This is a genomic window from Maribacter polysaccharolyticus, from assembly GCF_028882255.1.
Lineage (GTDB): Bacteria > Bacteroidota > Bacteroidia > Flavobacteriales > Flavobacteriaceae > Maribacter_A > Maribacter_A polysaccharolyticus.
In genome coordinates, this window is the sequence record NZ_JARBUY010000004.1 from 489068 (window position 1) to 509216 (window position 20149).

Sequence of the window (20149 nt, forward strand, 5' to 3'; positions counted from 1 at the left end):
TTAACGAACTAAAAAACAATCCTTTGGCATCACATCACTTCAATTTCCTTTTTAAAGAATCCATATATCCCATGGCCATTGTGGATCATGAAATGCGATTTTTAAACCATTCAAAATTATGGCTGGAAGAATTGGATATCAATGAACCCGACATCATTGGCAAATCGTTTTATGATATTTTCCCCGATACCCCACAGGAAATAAAAAAAATACATGGGGAATGTCTTAAACAGACCATAAAGAAACATAAAATCCAAAAAATCGTCACTTCAGAGGGTAGGTTAAAATATATCGATTGGCAAGTGAAAGGTTGGAAGGAAGAAGAAAGGGGCCTAAGTGGATTGTTGATCGTTGCTGAGGACATCACCATGGCGAAAAGAAATGAGGAGCTCTTGTTAAGCGTACAACAGGTAGCGAAAATAGGGGGTTGGGAATTCGATTTTGTTGCCAACAAAGCGTATTTAAGTGATATTACGAAAGAAATACATGAACTGCCTTTGGACTATGAAATGGATTTGGACAAAGGCCTTAGGTTTTATAAGAAAGGGGAACATCGCCAAAAAATGGAAAAGGCGATAAACGAAGCCCTTACACACGGTACGCCTTGGGACATTGAAACGATTCTCATCACTGCAAATGGTCATGAACGCTGGGTAAGAAGTATCGGGGAATGTGAAATCGTGGACAATAAATGTATCCGGATCTATGGTACCTTTCAGAATATCGATCAAAAAAAACGCATTGAGTTGCACAATGAAGAAATTTCCGAAAGATTGACCATTGCCACCACCGATGCTGCCAACATCGGGATATGGGAATATCATATCAACGATGAACATGTTATATGGGATGACAACCTTCATCGCATCTACGGGGTGACCAAAGGCAGGTTTAAAGGAACCATTGAAGCCTGGAAGGCCATTATACATCCAGAGGACTATATGAGGTGCCATACTGAATTGACCTCGACTATCGCCGACAAGAAAAATCGAACCATGGAGTTCAGGATAATTTGGCCCAATGGGGAGATCAGACATATCCGAACCGAATTTACGATTAGCCGTTACGAAAATGGCAAACCCTCACGTTTGTTGGGAGCCACTTGGGATATCACGGAATCCAAAACCACGGAACTTCAACTTAAGGACTTATTGAAGATCACCAATGAACAGAACGAAAGTCTAATGAATTTTGCCCATATCGTCTCCCACAACCTGAGATCACATTCAAGTAACCTTTCCATGTTGACCGGCTTCCTTTTGAACGAAACGAGTGACAATGAGAAAATAAATTTGATCAAAATGCTCAATGATGCATCCTCAAGTCTCAATGAGACCGTAACCCATTTGAGTGAAGTGGTGCATGTAAAGACCAATTCGGAAGAAAAGACAAAAAAAATCAATCTACAGAAAGCCCTTAAGAAAGTAGAAAACAATATTACGGCCTTATTGCAAGAAAAGGAAGCGGTTTGTAATATGCGTATTGATGAATCGATATACATAGAAGCCATACCTGCCTATTTAGACAGTATTTTGCTCAATTTGTTCACGAACAGCATCAAATACAGCTCCCCTAAAAGAAAGCCGGTCATTACCATAGAAGCTGAAGAAAAAGAAAACAGGGTCATTTTCACATTCGCAGACAACGGTCTGGGCATTGATCTGGACAAACACGGCAAAAAGCTGTTTGGAATGTACAAAACCTTCCATAACCACAAAGATTCCAAGGGAATTGGTCTATTCATCACCAAAAACCAAATTGAGGCCATGAACGGTAAAATCGAAGTTGAAAGTGCGGTGGATAAAGGAACCACGTTTAGACTTAGATTCCAAAAAACAATTGAAAAAGAATATCCAAAAACAAATGAAAAAAATAAAGAGTACCTGCATTATTGATGATGATCCCATATTTATTTATGGTACCAAAAGAATCATGAAAGAAATCGATTTTTGTGATGATATCTTAGTCTTCAATAATGGCCAAGAGGCCATTGACGGATTATTGAACATTACCGCCCAAGGTAAAAAATTGCCTTCTGTGGTTTTTTTAGACTTGAATATGCCCATCATGGACGGATGGGAATTTTTAGAGAATTTTATAAAAATCCCCAATAACAATCGGGAAATGGTTACCGTATATATCATAAGTTCCTCGGTAGATCCACGGGACGTTGAACGCGTAAAGGGGTATGATATTGTTCATAACTACATACTTAAACCGATTACCCCCCAAGATCTTAAAGATGTATTGGCCGATGTAGCCTGATTTTTTTCATGGGTGACTTCCCGGTGAAAAGTCCGTAGGGGCATTTTGGGGCTGATCGGTAGTCCCTGACGCACCCGTATCATTGTAAATTAACCATTCACTGAAGGTATAGGTGGGGTTCGCTTCGATGATACCGGGCTTTCTAAGTGCCCTGCCGTCCTCAAATTCGTGATCCGTACCGGAGCCATCCTCTCCTATGACGCCAAACATGTCGATTACCGTTCCGAATGGGTCTACCAATTGTAGGTTGTCATCCCCATTGGAATCTGCAGGGCTGTTGGTACCCACGGTTACATTAGGAGCAAAACCATAGACGGCTTCAAATTCGGAACCATTGGGTGAGATCAATAACGTACTTTCGGCTGCTATTTCATGCCCCGATAAATCGATGGTCGAGCTCGTTTCGGTATTGGCATTGGTAAAGCGATGCAATGACCAGCCTTTTAAAGGCAATACGCCTGTACCGGAATAATAAAGCTCCACAAAACGGGCCCCGGCATTATTATCAGGGTCGGCCAATTCAGAAATGAATATTGAATTTGAAGTGAATTCATCAACGACCTCGGCACATCTTTCGTTCTCAAGATCCATATCGTTTACGCCACGAATGACAAGATGGAAATCCTCATTATCCTTTAAAAGTACGCCAACGACGGTGCCGCTACCACTTGGAAGGCTACTCGACTGAAAGTCGGAATACCCACTGTTCAACAATATAATCTCATTATCGTTACAATCGATAAGCGTACGTTCGGTCTCTTCTTCCGAATCGGCATAAGACAACCCCAATTCTTCCTCTATGATTTCAACATTATTGAGTTTCACTAAGGTATTGACCATATGATCTTCCAAGTCGTCTAAGTGCACCTCCAACGGTGACAGGGCAATTTCCTGTCCACATGCCCTATAAAGATGTTGGGGGACAACACTTACAGGCAATCTACCTACCGACAAATTACCAAATGAGGTATAAACCCCTCCCAACTTATAGACCCCTTGTTGTTTTCCCAGATAGAGTCCTTTTAACCGTATATGAATTTTACTGCCCACCGGATAAAACAGGTGGGAATCACGAAGATCAAACTCCAATTGAAATCCCTCGGTAGGATTTTCGGGACTATCCTGAAAGTGAAGGGAACTGAAAAAGTTGCCCTCCTTATCGGATGAAACGACATAGCCTTCAATGATCAGATCGTCTTGGATCTGCAGGGTACCATCAACATACAAATCCTTTACTTGGGCATAGGTCGCATTTGATTCCCACTCCGAAACACAGGATTCTTCCGGCGCCTTAAAATTCCGGTCCTTTACACATCCCAAGGGTATCATCAGGACCAGGATAGTACCCAGTGATTTTAATAGTAAGGGTGTAAACTTCATTTCCTTCGTATATTTTCGCAATACTTTGTAAACTTGAGAACCGATCCGGACGTTACCTTTACGATCCCTTAAAAACTATAAGCCAAATTCAAAAAATACGTTCGCCCATAGCCATACCAATATTTTGGGGCAAAGGACGGCGTACCGCTAAGATTGTCCTGTCGTAATTGCCCATAATTTCCATTTCTACTCTGTTCATAGCCTCCAGTTCTGAACACCGTATCAAAGACATTGTTGATACTTGCGAAAACGCTGATGTACTTTCCGTTTTTCAACCAGGATTTCCCCCCGACCAAATTCAATAAATAAAAATCTTCCAAGGGTTTCTGTTTTAATAACCTCGCGACATTCCCCTCCGTCGCATCCGGAAACCGTTGACCGGTGTCCGGGTCTATATAAAAACTCCGTGTTCTGGTTATCATTGAGATACCGGCATGGTTATTGGCCAAATAATTCGCCGTAGCCCCTACCCACCAGTATTTGGGGTCCCGGTATTCAATACCCAAAGCAAAGGCCTTTTGAGGGCCTTGAGCCAATTTATGATCCTTGACATTGGCTATACCCAAATCGACATTACCGTCAAGGTTGATCAAATCTTCCTCTGCCCCGGCCGTATCGAAATTGACGGAAACATTGGGATAACTCGCATACAGGTACTTACCTATCGCAGCTACGGCAGAAAGTTTCACCATTGATGACAATTCATACTCCAGTCCCATTTCGATCCCCATATGCAACTTATCCAAATCGGTAATGACCTCTTGGACAAATTCGGAACCTACGCCGGCATCCACATAAAAATAATTGACATCGGTAATATTCTGAAATCGCGTATAGAAACCCGTGAACCTACCGATCAATTTAGGCAATCTTAAAAAGTAATTGACATCCAAACTACTAACGGTCTCACTTTGCAGATCGGGTACGATTTCATTGTTCTCCCTGGGGTTGATAAAGGTATTTTGAATTACTGCGGGTCTGTCTATCAAGGCAGCATTGACCTTTACCCAATGCCTACCCGTAATCTGATGCGAAAGTCCCCCTTTCAAACCAAAGTCCGAAAAGTCCTTGGTTTCACTTTCGCCCAGTGAATTATCCAAATAACGCCCATTTCTAAAAAATCCGATTCTTCGGTAATCGGTTCCTATTTGATTTACGGCAACGAACCCATTCCATTTTTTATACGTATATCCTAATTGGACAAAGGCTTTCCACTGGTTTGCGGCCAGTTCATAATGGTAATTGAAAATATCCCCATCAAATCGTTCAGAAGGTTCATCAAGGTTGTTCGCGGTATTTGAAAAAGGATCGACATCCTCATGGAACGCTGCCCCTAAAAGATCGTTGATCTTCGCATAATTATCAGATTTCAATTGTCTAAAAGTAAAACCAAAATCCATTTTCAGGTGATTTGAGAAGTTGATATTACCGATACTATTTATCGTTAATTGTTGGTCTTCAACGACATCATCATACAAAACATAAGCTGCTTTTTCCGAAGAATTGGCCGTATACAATGACCCCCATTTAATTTGTGGGTCATTCAAAAAGCCCCGTTTAGCCATTTCGGCTCCAATAAAATTGGCACCGATTGAACTATTGATATAATAACTCGGCAGGTAACGATAATAGACCGGATCGGGATTCGGGGCATTGTAGTAGCCCAACCTACTTTTTGCATGGCTCCCTGATTGGTATGAAATCCCGGTATTCAAACTAAAATTGTCCGATTCCAGATAGTGGTTCAACATAAGGATCGGTTCTACTATTTTGCGCTCCCTCGAATTGCGGATTTCACCATTTTGATACCCCCAATAAGGGTTATAGCGATTATTGGTGAGCTGATAAACTTCCTCGGTGATTGCCGAGGATCGACCCCGTCTATTGGAAGCCAAAATCGCCGTGGCCGCCAAACTATTCTTAGCATCCATTTTATATTCGATTGCCCCATATAAAGAGTAGGCATCGTACAAAGTTCCATGAATATAACCCTCCTTGGCCCATCTTCGAGAACCCGAAATGGAGTAGGACCATCCGTTGCCGTTCTTCGGTGAGGTGTAGGTGCCCATGACCCTACCCGTATAGGTCCTATTGGAAGCCGAAGCCGAAAAACGAAATCCCGGACGCAAACCGGAAGGTCGGGTATCTATATTGGTATTTCCCAAAATTCCGCCGAAAGTGTAATCGGAAGGATTCAAACCGTTTGAAAATTGTTGATTTCTTGTTATATCGTTCAAACCTCCCCAATTGTTCCATTGTGGACGGTCATCAAATAGTTTATTCATGGGTATTCCATTGATCATCACGATTCCGTTCCTGGAATCATAACCACGCACCCGAAAGAAAGCCTGACCGAAATCAAAAGCCGCCCTTTTCAAAAACACATCCTTTGTGGCCTGTAACAATCCCGCCGTGACCATGGAACTTTCCTCTTCAGAAAATTCGGTGTCGGTCAAGGTGACAAGGTTATCGGTTTTGTCGAATTCAATATCCTTTTCAAGTAGAATATTCCCCAATCCGATACTGCTTCCATTATAAAATATCGGAATCCTTTTGGAAACATAAGCGGATGCCGACACGCTAAGTATAAAATTCCCGGAATCGGACATTTGCATTTCGAAATAACCGAATTGATCTGTTTTCACGGAAGTATGCCCCCCTTCCAAAAGAATTATTCCCTCATTAATAGGCGTCATTGAATGGGCGGAAAGTACATAACCGGAAACCATATGCATCTCTTGGCCATAATTTATTTGGCTTAGCTGCAATGCGAAAAATGTAACTATAATGAATCGCAATTTAACAAGGATATGGTTGGCTTTCCTGTTAAATATATTAAGAATACACAACTTTTGTGGCTTTTTACTTAATAATTATTATTTTTCATGTGTATTTTTACGAATAACAATGAATATCAAACTTCTTTTCCTTATCATTTGTCTTCCGATTTTCGTCTCTTCCCAGAAAGAAACCGCTTATAAAATCAGGACCATCGCATTTTACAATGTCGAGAATCTTTTTGATACCATAAACGACCCTTTAACCTTTGACGATGACCGTACTCCCATGGGCAAAGACCTATGGACCGAAGAAAGATACCGTCATAAAATCGGCAATATCGCCAAGGTAATCTCTGATATCGGTCGAGACCCTGCCCCTTCCGCTCCGGATATTGTAGGCCTCTGTGAAGTGGAAAACAAAGAAGTAGTGGAAGATTTGGTCCATCATCCTAACCTCGAAAAAATGGATTACGGAATCATCCATTTTGATTCCCCGGATGAACGGGGGATCGATGTGGCCCTTATTTACAAGCAATCTGCCTTTTTGCCGACTAGTTTTCAGAGTAGAAGGTTGTTGTTGCAGAACGAAGAAGGAGAACGCGATTATACCCGTGACCAATTGGTAGTTGGTGGCCTACTTGATGACGAACAGATCTATTGTATCGTAAACCACTGGCCTTCACGTAGTGGTGGGGAGGCGAGGAGTAGACCCAACCGTTTGGCCGCTGCGGCCTTAAACAAAAAGATCATGGATTCTATCCTGGAATTAGATCATTCAGCCAAAATCATAAGTATGGGGGATTTAAACGACGATCCCATTGACGACAGCCTGAAGAAAATTTTAAAAACCCAAGGCAAGAAAAACCAACTAACAGAAACCGATCTTTTCAACCCTATGGAAAAAATATATAAAAAGGGGGTAGGTTCTTTGGCCTATAGGGATAAATGGAACCTTTTTGACCAATTGATCTTCACTTCAAATTGGTTGAACCAAGACAATGGCTATTTATTTTGGAAAGCGAATGTTTTTACGGCACCCTATCTTTTCAGTAAAAATGGGCGTTATAAAGGTTATCCTTTCCGAACGTACGCCGGAGGCAACTATATGGGAGGATATAGCGATCATTTTCCCGTATATCTACTCCTGATAAAACCCTCTGGATGAACTTATTGGGGCAAGGCGATCCTGATATTCCTCCATTTAACCTTTATACCGCCCCCATCATGGATCTGTAACGCAATGGAACCTACTCCCTTTCCGATTTTTTCATCCCGAATGGTGACCATCTCTACCCCATTGAGCCAAGAGGTCAATTTATCGCTATAGACACGGATCTTCATTTCGTTCCATTCCCCCATCTTCAAGACCTTGTCTTTTTCAGGATCGGGTTTGATCAGCCAACCACGACCATAAGATTCATAAACACCACCGGTATTATTTCCCGGAGGGGCTACCTCAACCTGCCACCCGCTTACTTTGGTACCGTCGACGGTTGAACGAATGAAAACCCCACTGTTGCCATCAGCCTCCTGTTTGAACTCCAGGGTAAGGGTAAAATCTTTATAGTGTTTGTCGGTGGCAAGGTATCCATATTGTTGGTCGGGACCACTTTCACAGACCAACAACCCATCTTCAACATACCATTTCTCGGTACCATAGACCGTCCAACCCGTAAGGTCCTTTCCATTGAACAAGGATTGTTCTTGGCCAAATCCAATTAATGTACACAAGAATGCTATAATAAGAAGCGTATTTTTCATCGTTACTTTTTAAACGTTGGTAAACCCATAAACACCTTAATAGAAGAACCTTAAGTTACAACCATTGGTTCCAAGGAATCCTACTTAATATAAGTACAAGGCCAAGACCATAGAAAACGGCGATACTTTTGAACTTTTTCTTGCCTTCCATAAACTTCTTATGTCTAGACCACCCTATGGTAATCAGGACCAAAGCGATAATATTGATAAAAGGATGCTCGACGGCCAATAACCTAGCTGCGGAATTCATTCCTCCCATCCCCAGTGTCTGGATGGCATTTAAACCACTAGGGGATACAAAAAACAAAATAAGGCCAACCAAAAGTTGTAAATGACAAAGGATAAGTGCAAAAAGACTGATTCTAAAATCTTTTTGGGGTAAAAACATTTTGTTGCTTACCAAACCGATGATGGCATTGGCTACGGCCAAAAACAAAACAGCTAATGCCACATAGGCCAAATAAGAGTGTAACTGCAGTACCCATTGATATGCAAGTCCTGGTTCTTCCATAATATATACGTTGATTAATTTTATGGTTTAAAAATACTACTTTTTAGGCATAAAAAAACCCTGACGTTGCCGTCAGGGTTTTAATATCATATAATTCCTATGATTAGAATTTGTAACGTAAGCTAAAATTCCATGTAGTACCATTACCAAAGTAAACATAATTACTGGTATTGATGCCTTTGTACGTTTCATCGCCAGCCTCCGCTTCGTAATTAGATGTCATTTTTGAAATATACTCTTCATTTAGTACATTGTTCACATTAAATCTAAACAACAAAGACTTGCCATCATTTTTACCTAACAACATTCTATAAGAAACCCCGGCATCCAACAATCCAAAGCTTGGCAATTCAATATTACTTTTAACAGCTCCCACATCAGCGTAAAGCTTATCATAATATCTGTAGTTGGCATCCAAAGACATTCTTTCAATAAATTCGTAATCAAATCCTAATCCAAATGTAGTTTGGGCAGCACCACCGACTTCACCACCATCTACATCTTCAACATCCGTAGACAACACGTTTCTGTCTTCATCCCTTTCTGTAGTAACAGCGTCACCGACATATTTCCAATCCCCTACTGAAAGGAATCCTGTTAACTTTAAATTTGGTAAAGGCCTTGCATCCAAAGACAATTCCGCACCACTGTGAAGTTGTTCAACGCCTTCATCGGTTTCATATATAATTGCTCCAAAATCATCTGTATCGGAAGAACTTACCACCCTATCTTTCCATGAAGTTCGATAAACATCCAATCTCGCATTAAAATTAGATGTGCTAAATGTATACCCTGCTTCAAGACCAAGAATTTTCTCATTTTCTGTTAATGGGTTAACATCATTAGCATAATTCAGATAGATATTGTCATGATAAGGCTGACGAGAATAATAACCGGCATTAACATAAAACTTGTTTTGATTGTTAATGGCATAGCTACCACCACCTTTTATATTATAACCTGTATTATTAATTGTTTCAGACTCTTCTTCAGCTTCGGTATATTGATATCTATCCCATCTTACGTGACTTTGGTTAGATACAGAACCTTGTACAAAAAGAGAGTAAGCATCTTTAGCATATTCCAATTGTCCAAAAACACCTCCATAATTAATTCTTTCATCGTAATCATAAGCTATTCTTTCATCTTCATCAGCATAATCGAACAATGAAGACCAAGCACTGGGTTTGAATGTAGAACTAACAATGTAACCATCAGGATATTGCTCACTGGCACTTTCATCAAATCCGTTTAACCCTAGTAAATTAACAAGTTGTCTAAAGTGAGATCCTGTGTAGGTTCTTAAATCCGCACCAAGGTTATAGGTAAGATTCTCATTAATTTCCTTACTATAATTAGTGACCAAACCAAACCATTTGTGATTGTTGACGGATGCTCTAATTGCAGATCCATAATAAGAAGATCCAACACCTATACCGTCTGTAATTCCATCATTATAATCCGCAACAGCGTCCCAATCTATCAATCCTTGATCGGTAATACTATTAGATATATAACCAGGGCTATTGCCATAACTACCGGTACCACCTCCACGTCCCCAAGACGCGTAAAGTACAGTCGATAAACTAGACGTATCGTCAATAGTCCAATCCCAGTTTAAGTTGGCAACCGGTTTGTGATAATAATTTCTTCTTTGTGTAAGATATTCCCCATTAAGGTAGCCATAGTTACCATTATAAAGCATACCATATTCTTGATACTCAGAAATCCTCTCAGTATAATGTTGGTCGTGATACTGTGGAGCACCGGTAATCAAAAAGTTGAAGTTATGGGCATCGTTAAGTTTGTACCCTAATGAAATGAAATACGTTTGGCCTTCACCAAAAGTACCATTGCTGTAACCATCACCTTGCCAATGTGAAAGCATTACACTTGCACCAAAACCTTTTTCACCTACCCCGGTATTATATCCTACAGTGGTTTTTATATAATTATCGTTGGCAATACCAGCAGAAACAAAACCACCTTCTCTCATATCGGTAGTTTTGGTAACAAAGTTCACAGTACCCCCAACAGAAGAAATGGCCAATTTGGAAGAACCTAAACCTCTTTGTATTTGGATACCGTTCGCAATATCTGAAATTCCGGACCAGTTAGACCAATACATTTTACCATCTTCCATACCGTTGATTGGCTGACCGTTCAAAAGGAATGCCGTATTATCTTGCTCAAAACCACGAACCCTAATTTCGGTATCCCCAAAACCACCGGATTGACCAGCAACATATACAGAAGGAGTATTAACCAAGGTCATGGTAACATCTTGAGAACCAACCTTAGCTTGAATCTCGGCAACTCCTATAGTAGATACCGCAATTGGCGTTTGTCTGTCAGTTGCAAGGTCGATAAGCCCAGAACCAACAACAATAACCTCACCCAATTGTTCAGCATCTGGAGCTAAAGCGATTGTACCAATACTACCCCCCTTTTTAAAAGCAACATTCTTGGTTACATAACCCATGTAAGAAATAACCAAGGTTCCTGAACCTTCGGCCACATTCAAGGAAAATTTACCGTCAAAATCCGTAGTCGCACCTTTAGTAGTGCCTTTAACTACAATACTTGCCCCTGGAAGCGGGTCACTGGTTTCACCGTCTACGATAGTACCAGTGATTGTTTCTTGGGAAAACGCCAAAGCAGTCATTAGAAAAGCCGCTAAGACCATGTACATTCTTCTCATTCTTTAAGTGTTTAATTTGATTAAATACAGTCTGCAAATGTGAACTTTTTAAACGGACCGTATATTAAGCCTATGTTAAATTTTACGTGTTAAAATTAACATAATTACACACGAATGGCGATTGATAGTTAAGAAGTTATCAACCGCCATTAAGAAATGAATTTGTACCTGTTTATTTCTTAAATTTTTGCAAAAGATTCAATGTAGAGGCGTCATGATCGGAAATTTCCGAATTATCGATATCCTTTAAAATATTTGTCGCCAATTGTTTTCCCAATTCCACTCCCCATTGATCATAACTATAGATGTTCCAAATTACACCCTGAACAAAAATCTTGTGCTCATACGCCGAGATCAATGCCCCTAAACTATGTGGGGTAAGTTTGTTTATCAAAAAAGTGTTGGTAGGCTTATTGCCCGCAAAAACCTTGAAAGGAACTAATTTCGCAATCGCTTCTTGCGACAAATTCTTTTGTTCCAATTCCGAAAGCACCTCTTCCGTTGTTTTGCCGTTCATTAGTGCCTCGGTCTGTGCAAAGAAATTGGCCATTAATTTGTTATGGTGGTCGGTATCACCGTGAAGGGATTCCTTGAACCCAATAAAATCGGCCGGAATCAACTTGGTTCCTTGGTGGATCAACTGGAAAAAGGCGTGTTGGGCATTCGTCCCTGGTTCACCCCAAATAATAGTGCCCGTTTGGTAATTGACGGGATTCCCGTTACGATCCACGCTTTTCCCATTACTTTCCATGATACCCTGTTGCAAATAGGCAGAAAACCTACTTAGATATTGGGTATAGGGAATTATCGCCTCGGTTTCGGCCTTATGGAAATTATTGTACCAGATACTCAACAGGGCCATAATTGCCGGAATATTACTGTCGAATTCCGTGTTTTCAAAATGATCATCCATGGCATTCGCCCCCATTAAAAGGGCATCGAAATTTTCATAACCGACCGCTAAGGCTATCGTAATGCCCACTGCACTCCATAAAGAAAATCGGCCACCGACCCAATCCCACATTGGAAATACATTCTCTTCCGCTATCCCGAATTCGGCTATTTTCTCGGCATTCGTGGAAACAGCCGCAAAATGCTTGGCCACATCTTCCTGGGTGGCATGTTTTAAAAACCATTTTTTAATCGTAGTGGCGTTACTTAGGGTTTCCTGGGTAGTGAACGTCTTGGACACCACAACGAACAAAGTGGTTTCCGGATCCAATTCCTTTAGGACTTCATGTACATGATCACCATCTACATTACTTACAAAATGGGTCTTTAGGTGATTCTTATAATATTTCAGCGCTTCTACCACCATGGCAGGACCGAGATCCGAACCTCCTATTCCAATATTCACCACATCGGTAAAGGCCTTTCCCGTAAATCCTTTTTTTGCACCTGAGATGATTTCCCCTGTAAAGGTTTTTATATGTTCTTTGACTTCGTAGACCTCAGGAACCACATTTACCCCATCCACTAGGACCGAATTTGTTTTTTTGGCACGTAATGCCGTATGCAATACAGCCCTGTTCTCGGTTTGGTTGATAGCCTCCCCTCCAAAATATTTGGATATGGCATCTTTTAAACCAACCTCATCGGCCAATTCCAATAACAAGGATAAGGTTTCCTTGGTCATCCTATTCTTGGAGAAATCGAATAAAAAATCCTCCCATTCAATAGTGAATTCTTTCCCTCTTCCACTATCCTTTAAAAACAATTCCTTTAAATGCGCATCCTTTGTCGTGTTATAATGCTGGGCCAATTTTTTCCAAGCTTCGGTTTTCGTAGGGTCGATGTTCTTTAGTGCCATATTACTCATTAAGTGTTATCAATTCTTCTTCTATGGAATTATCCATATATTCTATACAATCCAATTGTTCCCGCAAAGGGGTAATGAATTCAAAATAGTCAGGCCTTAATTCCTCTGCAAGAGGCTCTGCCAAAGGCAAATCTTCTTTTAAGGGATCGACTTGACGGCCATTCTTCCAAAAACGATAACACACATGGGGTCCTCCGGTATTACCGGTCATACCTACCCAACCAATGACATCTCCTTGCCGTACAAATTCACCTCTTTTAACCTTTTGATTTTTCATGTGCAGATACTGGGTGGAATATGTACCGTTATGCCGAATCTTAACATATTTCCCGTTACCGCCACGTCTGGTGGACTCGGTGACCGTACCATCCGCGGTTGCAATGATAGGGGTACCGATAGGTGCGGCATAGTCGGTTCCTTTATGCGGCCGCACTTTATACCCATAATAACGGATCCTTCTTTTAAGATTATAGCGTGAAGAGATCCGATAATTGAATTTGATCGGTGCCCTTAAAAATGTCCGTCTTAGGTTATTCGCCTCTTCATCATAATATTCCAAAATATTCTTTAGGGAATCGTGCTGATACGGAAAGGCATATATAGGCCTACCGTTATGCTCAAAATAAGCGGCTTCTATAGGTCCAGCCCCCACATAAATGGAATCATTGATATACTTTTCCTTATAGATGATCTTAAAGCGATCTCCTTTTTGGAGTTTGAAAAAATCAATGGTCCAAGCATAAATCTCCGACAATTTGAACGACATGCTATAATCAATGTTCTGATCGATTATCGCTTGGTCCAAATAGGAATCAATGATGCCGGAGGCCTCGCGTTCTACATACGTAACCTGTTTTTTGTCCTTATAGGCCACAACAGTGTCCCTAAGATCGACTACCGTGTAATTAATCGCATCGTTTTCATAAATGAAAACTTGGGCCTGCTCCAAAGTGTCTTTCGATTTCAAGATAACATAGGGCTTGCCAATGCGGATCTTACGCACATCGAAGGTATCTTTAAACTCTTCCGATATCTTGGCTATTTTTGGGTAGTCTACCTTATGGCTCAACATCAATTCCCCAAAACTATCCCCATTTCTCACCGTATCATGCTGTACTTTAAAATCGTCGAAGTTAAAGCCATAATGCTTTATTATGGCCGGCTCTTTGACCATGGCCAATTCGGTACCGTCACCATCGCCTGATCGTTCCGCTTTATTTTCCTTGCAGGAAGCAAGTAGCATAAATGCCATAAAAATGCCCCAAAATTTATGCATTACCCATTTTTAATTTTTCTGGATTAAACATATGGTCTACCCATTGTTTGCCCCATTCGTTCAACTCCTCTTTTGAATAAATTTCAGGAAAAAATATTACTTTTTGAAAACTTGGTGGTAAATATTTTTTCCAGTTAGTACCTCCGGTCGCGGCCACTTCCCCACTTTCTTTTCCCAAATATCTATGTGCCGAACCCAAATGCATCAATGGCCAATTTATATTCGCATTGATATCCAATGTCTTTAACGCTTGAATGAGCTTTGTATTGTTCTTTTTTTCTTCCGGGAGCTCTAAATATTTATCGTATATCGTACTGTTTTTCACCTGTTTGGCAATACGGATCAATCGAGGGGTGTATCGATATTCAAACTGCTTCAAGGTCAGGGTTTTTTCACCCGTTTTGATATCCGTAGCCCCTTTTTTCCAATAGATATTCTCAAAGAGTTCCTCGATGGGGTTGCTTGATGAAAACCGATCGCGCTCATCACGATGCACCAAATTCTCCAATCCCGTTGCATACACTTCGATCATTCGATACTGGGCCGATTGAAAACCGCTTGCAGGTAACAAGGCCATTCTATATTGAAGGAACTGCTCACGTTCCATCCCTTTGATCATGATGCTGAACGAGGAAATCAAGGCTTCGAAATAACTGTTGATCCGCCTAGCCTTTTCGATATAAAAATCGATATCCTGGGCTTTATGGTCTACAAACTGCTTTTGTTCATGAAGGATCAGTTTAAAGTAAAGCTCGGTAATCTGGTGGTACATGATAAATATTTCCTCATCGGGAAAATACGTACGTGGTACTTGAAGACTCAAAAGAGTATCCAAGTGAATGTAATCCCAATAGGTAAGATACCTTTGATAAAGCAAGCCATCCAAGTAGGAGCTAAGATCTTGACCAGAATCCTTATATTTTTCCTCTAGTTTTAATATCTGGGACTCGATCTTCTCTTTGTTATCCATTGTTGGGTCAATCCATTAGAATTTTAAACTGGTGTTTTAGACCTTTATACCCATCCAAATCGGCCTTTATGGAACCTACGGCCAAATCGGCCTTTATTCGGATCGGGATCTTGTTTTTGTCCTTGGAAACCCACAACGTAAGGCTTTCCTGTTCCTTGAACACCCTACCCGATTGCACCAATGGTCTAAATTTATAACATTCGACCTTCCCGAATTTGGTATTTATGATATCGTTGCCCAAATACTTCAGTTGAAAATTGAATATACCATCATCATCATATAGTAATTTCAATTTTATGGCCTCCCCTTTCACCAAATCCTTTGGCTCATAATTGTTCCGCAGATAATAAAAGGCAGAGATAAGGTCCTGAATGCTATCCTGAAGTGCAAAATTAATCTTTTTCTTGTTTTTTTTATCATTAAGGACGGCTTTATCCTTGTCATGATGAAAATTGATCTCTACGTCTTTCGTGTAACCGCCTTCGTCTATTTTACGGATAAACCTATAGGGCCTGCCATTTTCCTTATCGAAATAGCTTTCATACAGATCGTCGACCTTAAAAAAGATACTGGCAAAACCGGTGGTCTTTCCTCTACCGACGACATGGTATACAGGTTTACCGTCGATGTTCGACGAACTTACCTGTAATGTGGCATAACTAGCATTCAGCCAACCGTAGTGCATACGGAACTTCAACCATTCCCCTGGTTCAAAAACCGAGTCACCATTCTGGGCAGCTCCCCCGAATGTAAAGGTCAAAAACAAAATTGTAAATAATAATCTCATCCCTATTTCTATAGTAAAACTACTAAAACAGAATGAATCCATTTTAATATTTACATATACTTAAACAAAATATGTTCCAAAGTATTGTGTAAAAAAAAAGCCCAGTTCTACAACTGGGCTTTTCCTAAATAACCAACCAAACTTTAAATTATGAAAAACCAATACTTAAAGTTGTAAGGGAACCACCCCTTACGAGCACAAATTTAATACATAACTACGCTCATAAAAACTGTTTTAACGTACTTTAACTAAACCATTAACAGATATTTAGGGATGCTGACCGTTTATTGGCAATTAGTTAAGAAAAAACCGCCCGTTTAAAGTGTTCCCCTCAATTGCTGCTCCCTTTCGATGGCCTCAAAAAGTGCTTTGAAATTTCCTTTCCCAAAAGATTTGGCCCCTTTTCTCTGGATAATTTCGATAAATAAGGTAGGTCGGTCCAATATGGGTTTTGTAAAAATCTGTAGTAAGTAACCCTCATCGTCCCGATCAATAAGAATACTCAATTCTTTTAAGGGCATTAGATCCTCATCTATTTCACCTACCCTGTCCAATACATCCTCATAGTAATTGGCCGGTACTTTCAGGAACTCCACACCGCGATTCCTTAGTGCGGTTACCGTTTCGATAATATTATCGGTGGCCATGGCCATATGCTGCACACCGGCCCCATTATAAAATTCAATATACTCCTCTATCTGGGATTTTCTCTTTCCCTTGGCCGGTTCGTTGATCGGGAACTTGATCCTACCGTTACCATTACTCATTACCTTGCTCATTAAAGCGGTATACTCCGTAGAGATATCCTTGTCATCAAAGGAAATCAATTGGGCAAAACCCATTACCTCTTCGTAAAACTTACACCATTTGTCCATTTCATTCCACCCCACATTGCCCACCATATGATCTATATACTTTAAACCCACATCGGAAGCCTTATAAAAGGGATCCCATTTTATGAAACCGGGTAAAAAGACCCCTTTATACCCACTTCTTTCGACAAATAAATGCACGGTTTCGCCGTAGGTATGAATACCCGACACTACTACCTCGCCATCTTGATCCCTTAAGGATCGGGGTTCCAAATAACTCTCTGCTCCCCGAGTCGTGGTTTCATAATGGCTTTTGGTGGCATCATCGACCCAAAGGGCAATCGCTTTTACACCATCGCCATGCCTATTGAGATGCTCGTTGATCTCCCCGCCCGATTTCAAAGGTGACGTCAATACCAACTTGATCTTATCTTGTTTCAATACATAAGAAACCTTGTCTTTTTGTCCGGTCTCAAGTCCGGCGTAGGCCAAAGGTTGAAAACCCCAGGCCGACATATAATAGTGGGCGGCCTGTTTGGCATTGCCCACATAAAGTTCTACATAATCGGTTCCCAAAAGCGGCAGAAAATCCTCGGCGTCAGGATTTTCCTTTGGCAATTGCAATGAAGTGTTATCCAAGATAGACATGATTTAAAGTTTTGAATTAAAGATTGAATTTTATGGCAAGGTCATTGCCGAAAAGGCATTGGGGATATGGCCTTACCACATTGCCCTTAAATGTGCCGAAAATTCAATTCTTGGTTTCATCATGTTGTTGCTACTAACAAATATCGTAAAAAAGCACGACACACCTTGTTAAGGGTTTCAAAACCAATACCCTAAACTAAAAAACAACCTATTGGATCCTTGAGGGGAAAAGGAATACATTACTTGAAGTGGGCCCATGAAAGTTTCAAAGCCATAGCCGATGCCAAAACCCGAATAATCCGGTTCTGTGAACCATTCCCCGGTCCTGAAAAGATCGTCATCGACATTGGCGATATTGGCTGTAAGCATCAAATGGTTCTTTGGCGCAAATTCCAAATCGAACCGCGCATAGGACTTTACGTAACTATTTCCTGGAATGGATAGATAATCATATCCGATAAATGGGATTAAATTATTGATGAGGTTATTCCCATATCCGCCCAAAATGAAATCAAAGGAGGCAACTCCCGATGTCCCTAATTTAAAACCACCTTCGGTTTCAATATTCAGGTATAAATTTTTAGCTAAAGCAAATGCCGCGCCCATCCTTCCTTTTGCGACAGAAAACTCCTTGAAATTACCCCTAAAATCGGAGGATAGTAGGTAAAAATGGAAATCCCCATCAAAAAACAATCCCTTTGTGGGAAAATAGGTGTCGTCATACGTATCGAACTTCAACTGCCCATAGGTACTGTAGAAATTGCTTTTTTCGAAGTACGTCCTATCTTCGGTCGAATTGGGTATTTCCGTGCCATCATCGGAATCGGACGCGATGGTATCACTGCTATATTCCAGGAATTTGTGTTCAATGCCCAAGATAAACCCGAACTTTTCCTGCAGTACGGTCTGCACGTAGATTTGGTTGGTGATATCCAAAACATCCATATCCAAAAAATTGATACTTAGGCCCGTTGTTTCCGGAAAATTACTTTCAATAAGGTCAAAATCCACTTCTTGCCCAAAATTATCGAACCTTGAATTGATTCCAAAACTCCAATAGGAACCCTTATCGATATAATATTGCATATTATAGCGCACTTGGTCTCCCAAGATCAAATCGAAGGATGCCACATCATCCCCGAAAATCAGGTTCTTATGGGTAAGATTGATGATGGCAGCGCTATGGTACAGGTCATCGTAATGTGCCCCGATCTTCAAAAAAGTTTTATTGGGGCTTTCATTGAGTTTAAGGATTAGATCGTCCCCTTCGCCGTCTGACAAAAGTTCATAGCGTATGGTTTTAAAATTACCGGTAGCCGCTAAATTGTTTATGCCTTGTTGTAATTTGAAAAATGTGGTTTCCTCATCCAAACTAAATCTGAGTTTCCCCTTTACATACCCACGGGTAAAACTTTCATTATCACCTGCCAAGGTCAATTTTGAAATCGACAGACTGTCGACCGGTTCGATATGGCCCGGCACCTTAAAACTACCTGATTGCCTGGAAGCCACCTCTTTTAATTGGTCGAATTTTTCCTCGGCAGCCTGTTTCCCTTTTTCGATGATCTCATCATCCAGATCAAAATCCATGACCGTATAGTTGGTCATATCGGGCTTTATATAGACATCTGTCGCAGACGCTTTTTCAATCATATCGGCTACGGTCCTATAATTATTGATCTGTAATAATATCCCGGTAGCGGAAGAAAGTTCACTCCTATCCCTTAAGGCGTGTTGCACATCGACCCCGATAATAACATCAGCCCCCATTTTCTTGACCTCTTCCAATGGATAGTTGTTGACCACCCCACCATCGATCAGTATATCGCCATCAATGTTCGAAGGTTCAAAAAAGGAAGGGAATGTTCCCGATGCCATTATGGCCTCTGGCAAATACCCTTTATCGAGTATTACCTGATTGCCCGTTTCCACATTCGTGGCAATACAGAAAAAGGGTATGGGCAATTGCTTAAAATCGTTGATATCCTTAACATGGTATAAATATTTCACCATTTGGTGGTAAATATTCTGCCCCCCTGAAAATCCTTGGGGAATCGCCAATTTGAAATTATCGAAAGGTATGTTTATGGCATACCGCTCCGAATCTTCCTTTTCGTAAAAGGTTTTTACGTTCCTGGGTAGCTCATCACTGATGAGGCTGTTAAAATCGATATTCCTGAAAATGGAGTCGAGTTGAGTGGCCGAATAGCCCGATGCATAAAGGGCCCCTACAATGGCTCCCATACTCGTTCCCCCAATATAATCTATCTTGACCCCGGCCTCCTCTATGACCTTCAGGGCCCCGATATGGGCCATTCCTTTTGCCCCGCCCCCACTGAGCACCAGACCTACTTTAATTTCTTTTTCAGGTTCCGTATTTTGGGCACCTACCTGGGCCATAAACACCATTAAAAGTAGAAAAGGTATAAACTTCATCTT

The 20149-nt window shown here is 40.9% G+C and carries 14 protein-coding genes; 3 read left to right on the plus strand and 11 right to left on the minus strand.

Translation table 11 applies throughout. From position 1 onward, the window contains the following. The first annotated feature begins 23 nt into the window (after window positions 1–23). Window positions 24–1895, plus strand: coding sequence for a PAS domain-containing sensor histidine kinase (locus PHU20_RS14670; protein ID WP_274826140.1), 1872 nt, complete (start codon window positions 24–26; stop codon window positions 1893–1895). After that, entirely contained in the window at window positions 1864–2265 is a 402-nt protein-coding gene (locus PHU20_RS14675; protein ID WP_274826141.1) for a response regulator, read from the plus strand. Before PHU20_RS14670 ends, PHU20_RS14675 begins: the two co-directional genes overlap by 32 nt. A gap of 6 nt (window positions 2266–2271) precedes the next feature. Here the strand turns inward: PHU20_RS14675 and PHU20_RS14680 are convergent, their stop codons facing one another. Both PHU20_RS14680 and PHU20_RS14685 read right to left on the minus strand, forming a co-directional pair. Continuing rightward, window positions 2272–3645 carry a DUF5689 domain-containing protein gene (locus tag PHU20_RS14680; protein WP_274826142.1) on the minus strand — a complete coding sequence of 458 codons (1374 nt, stop codon included), beginning with the start codon at window positions 3643–3645 and terminating at the stop codon, window positions 2272–2274. Between the two features lie 68 nt (window positions 3646–3713). Continuing rightward, window positions 3714–6413, minus strand: coding sequence for a peptidase associated domain and porin domain-containing protein (locus PHU20_RS14685; RefSeq protein WP_274826143.1), 2700 nt, complete (start codon window positions 6411–6413; stop codon window positions 3714–3716). Window positions 6414–6552: 139 nt separating this feature from the next. On the opposite strand from PHU20_RS14685, the gene PHU20_RS14690 reads away from it, so the two are divergent. Then, window positions 6553–7590, plus strand: coding sequence for an endonuclease/exonuclease/phosphatase family protein (locus PHU20_RS14690; protein ID WP_274826144.1), 1038 nt, complete (start codon window positions 6553–6555; stop codon window positions 7588–7590). 2 nt (window positions 7591–7592) lie between these two features. On the opposite strand, the gene PHU20_RS14695 is transcribed toward PHU20_RS14690, so the two are convergent. The 9 genes from PHU20_RS14695 to PHU20_RS14735 all read right to left on the minus strand — a co-directional run bounded on the left by PHU20_RS14695 (window position 7593) and on the right by PHU20_RS14735 (window position 20146). Continuing rightward, the gene (locus PHU20_RS14695; RefSeq protein ID WP_274826145.1) at window positions 7593–8186 is read right to left on the minus strand and encodes a 3-keto-disaccharide hydrolase; all 594 of its coding nucleotides are present in this window, start codon (window positions 8184–8186) and stop codon (window positions 7593–7595) included. 55 nt (window positions 8187–8241) lie between these two features. Beyond that, on the minus strand, window positions 8242–8697 hold the full coding sequence (locus tag PHU20_RS14700; protein WP_274826146.1) for a hypothetical protein: 456 nt from the start codon (window positions 8695–8697) through the stop codon (window positions 8242–8244). Window positions 8698–8800: 103 nt separating this feature from the next. Beyond that, window positions 8801–11398 (minus strand): TonB-dependent receptor, encoded by a 2598-nt coding sequence (locus tag PHU20_RS14705; protein ID WP_274826147.1) that lies wholly within the window; start codon window positions 11396–11398, stop codon window positions 8801–8803. 172 nt (window positions 11399–11570) lie between these two features. Next, window positions 11571–13208, minus strand: a complete 1638-nt coding sequence (gene pgi, locus PHU20_RS14710; RefSeq protein ID WP_274826148.1) for a glucose-6-phosphate isomerase — start codon at window positions 13206–13208, stop codon at window positions 11571–11573. A 1-nt stretch (window position 13209) separates the two neighbouring features. Beyond that, window positions 13210–14493: a peptidoglycan DD-metalloendopeptidase family protein gene (locus PHU20_RS14715; protein ID WP_274826149.1), complete on the minus strand. Its 1284-nt coding sequence runs from the start codon at window positions 14491–14493 to the stop codon at window positions 13210–13212. After that, window positions 14486–15463 (minus strand): tryptophan 2,3-dioxygenase family protein, encoded by a 978-nt coding sequence (locus PHU20_RS14720; RefSeq protein WP_274826150.1) that lies wholly within the window; start codon window positions 15461–15463, stop codon window positions 14486–14488. Before PHU20_RS14720 ends, PHU20_RS14715 begins: the two co-directional genes overlap by 8 nt. Window positions 15464–15470: 7 nt before the next feature. Next, window positions 15471–16250, minus strand: a complete 780-nt coding sequence (locus tag PHU20_RS14725; protein WP_274826151.1) for a DUF3108 domain-containing protein — start codon at window positions 16248–16250, stop codon at window positions 15471–15473. Window positions 16251–16567: 317 nt separating this feature from the next. Continuing rightward, window positions 16568–17710 carry a 4-hydroxyphenylpyruvate dioxygenase gene (gene hppD, locus PHU20_RS14730; RefSeq protein WP_274826152.1) on the minus strand — a complete coding sequence of 381 codons (1143 nt, stop codon included), beginning with the start codon at window positions 17708–17710 and terminating at the stop codon, window positions 16568–16570. Between the two features lie 177 nt (window positions 17711–17887). Continuing rightward, the gene (locus PHU20_RS14735; protein WP_274826153.1) at window positions 17888–20146 is read right to left on the minus strand and encodes a patatin-like phospholipase family protein; all 2259 of its coding nucleotides are present in this window, start codon (window positions 20144–20146) and stop codon (window positions 17888–17890) included. Between the last annotated feature and the right edge of the window lie 3 nt (window positions 20147–20149).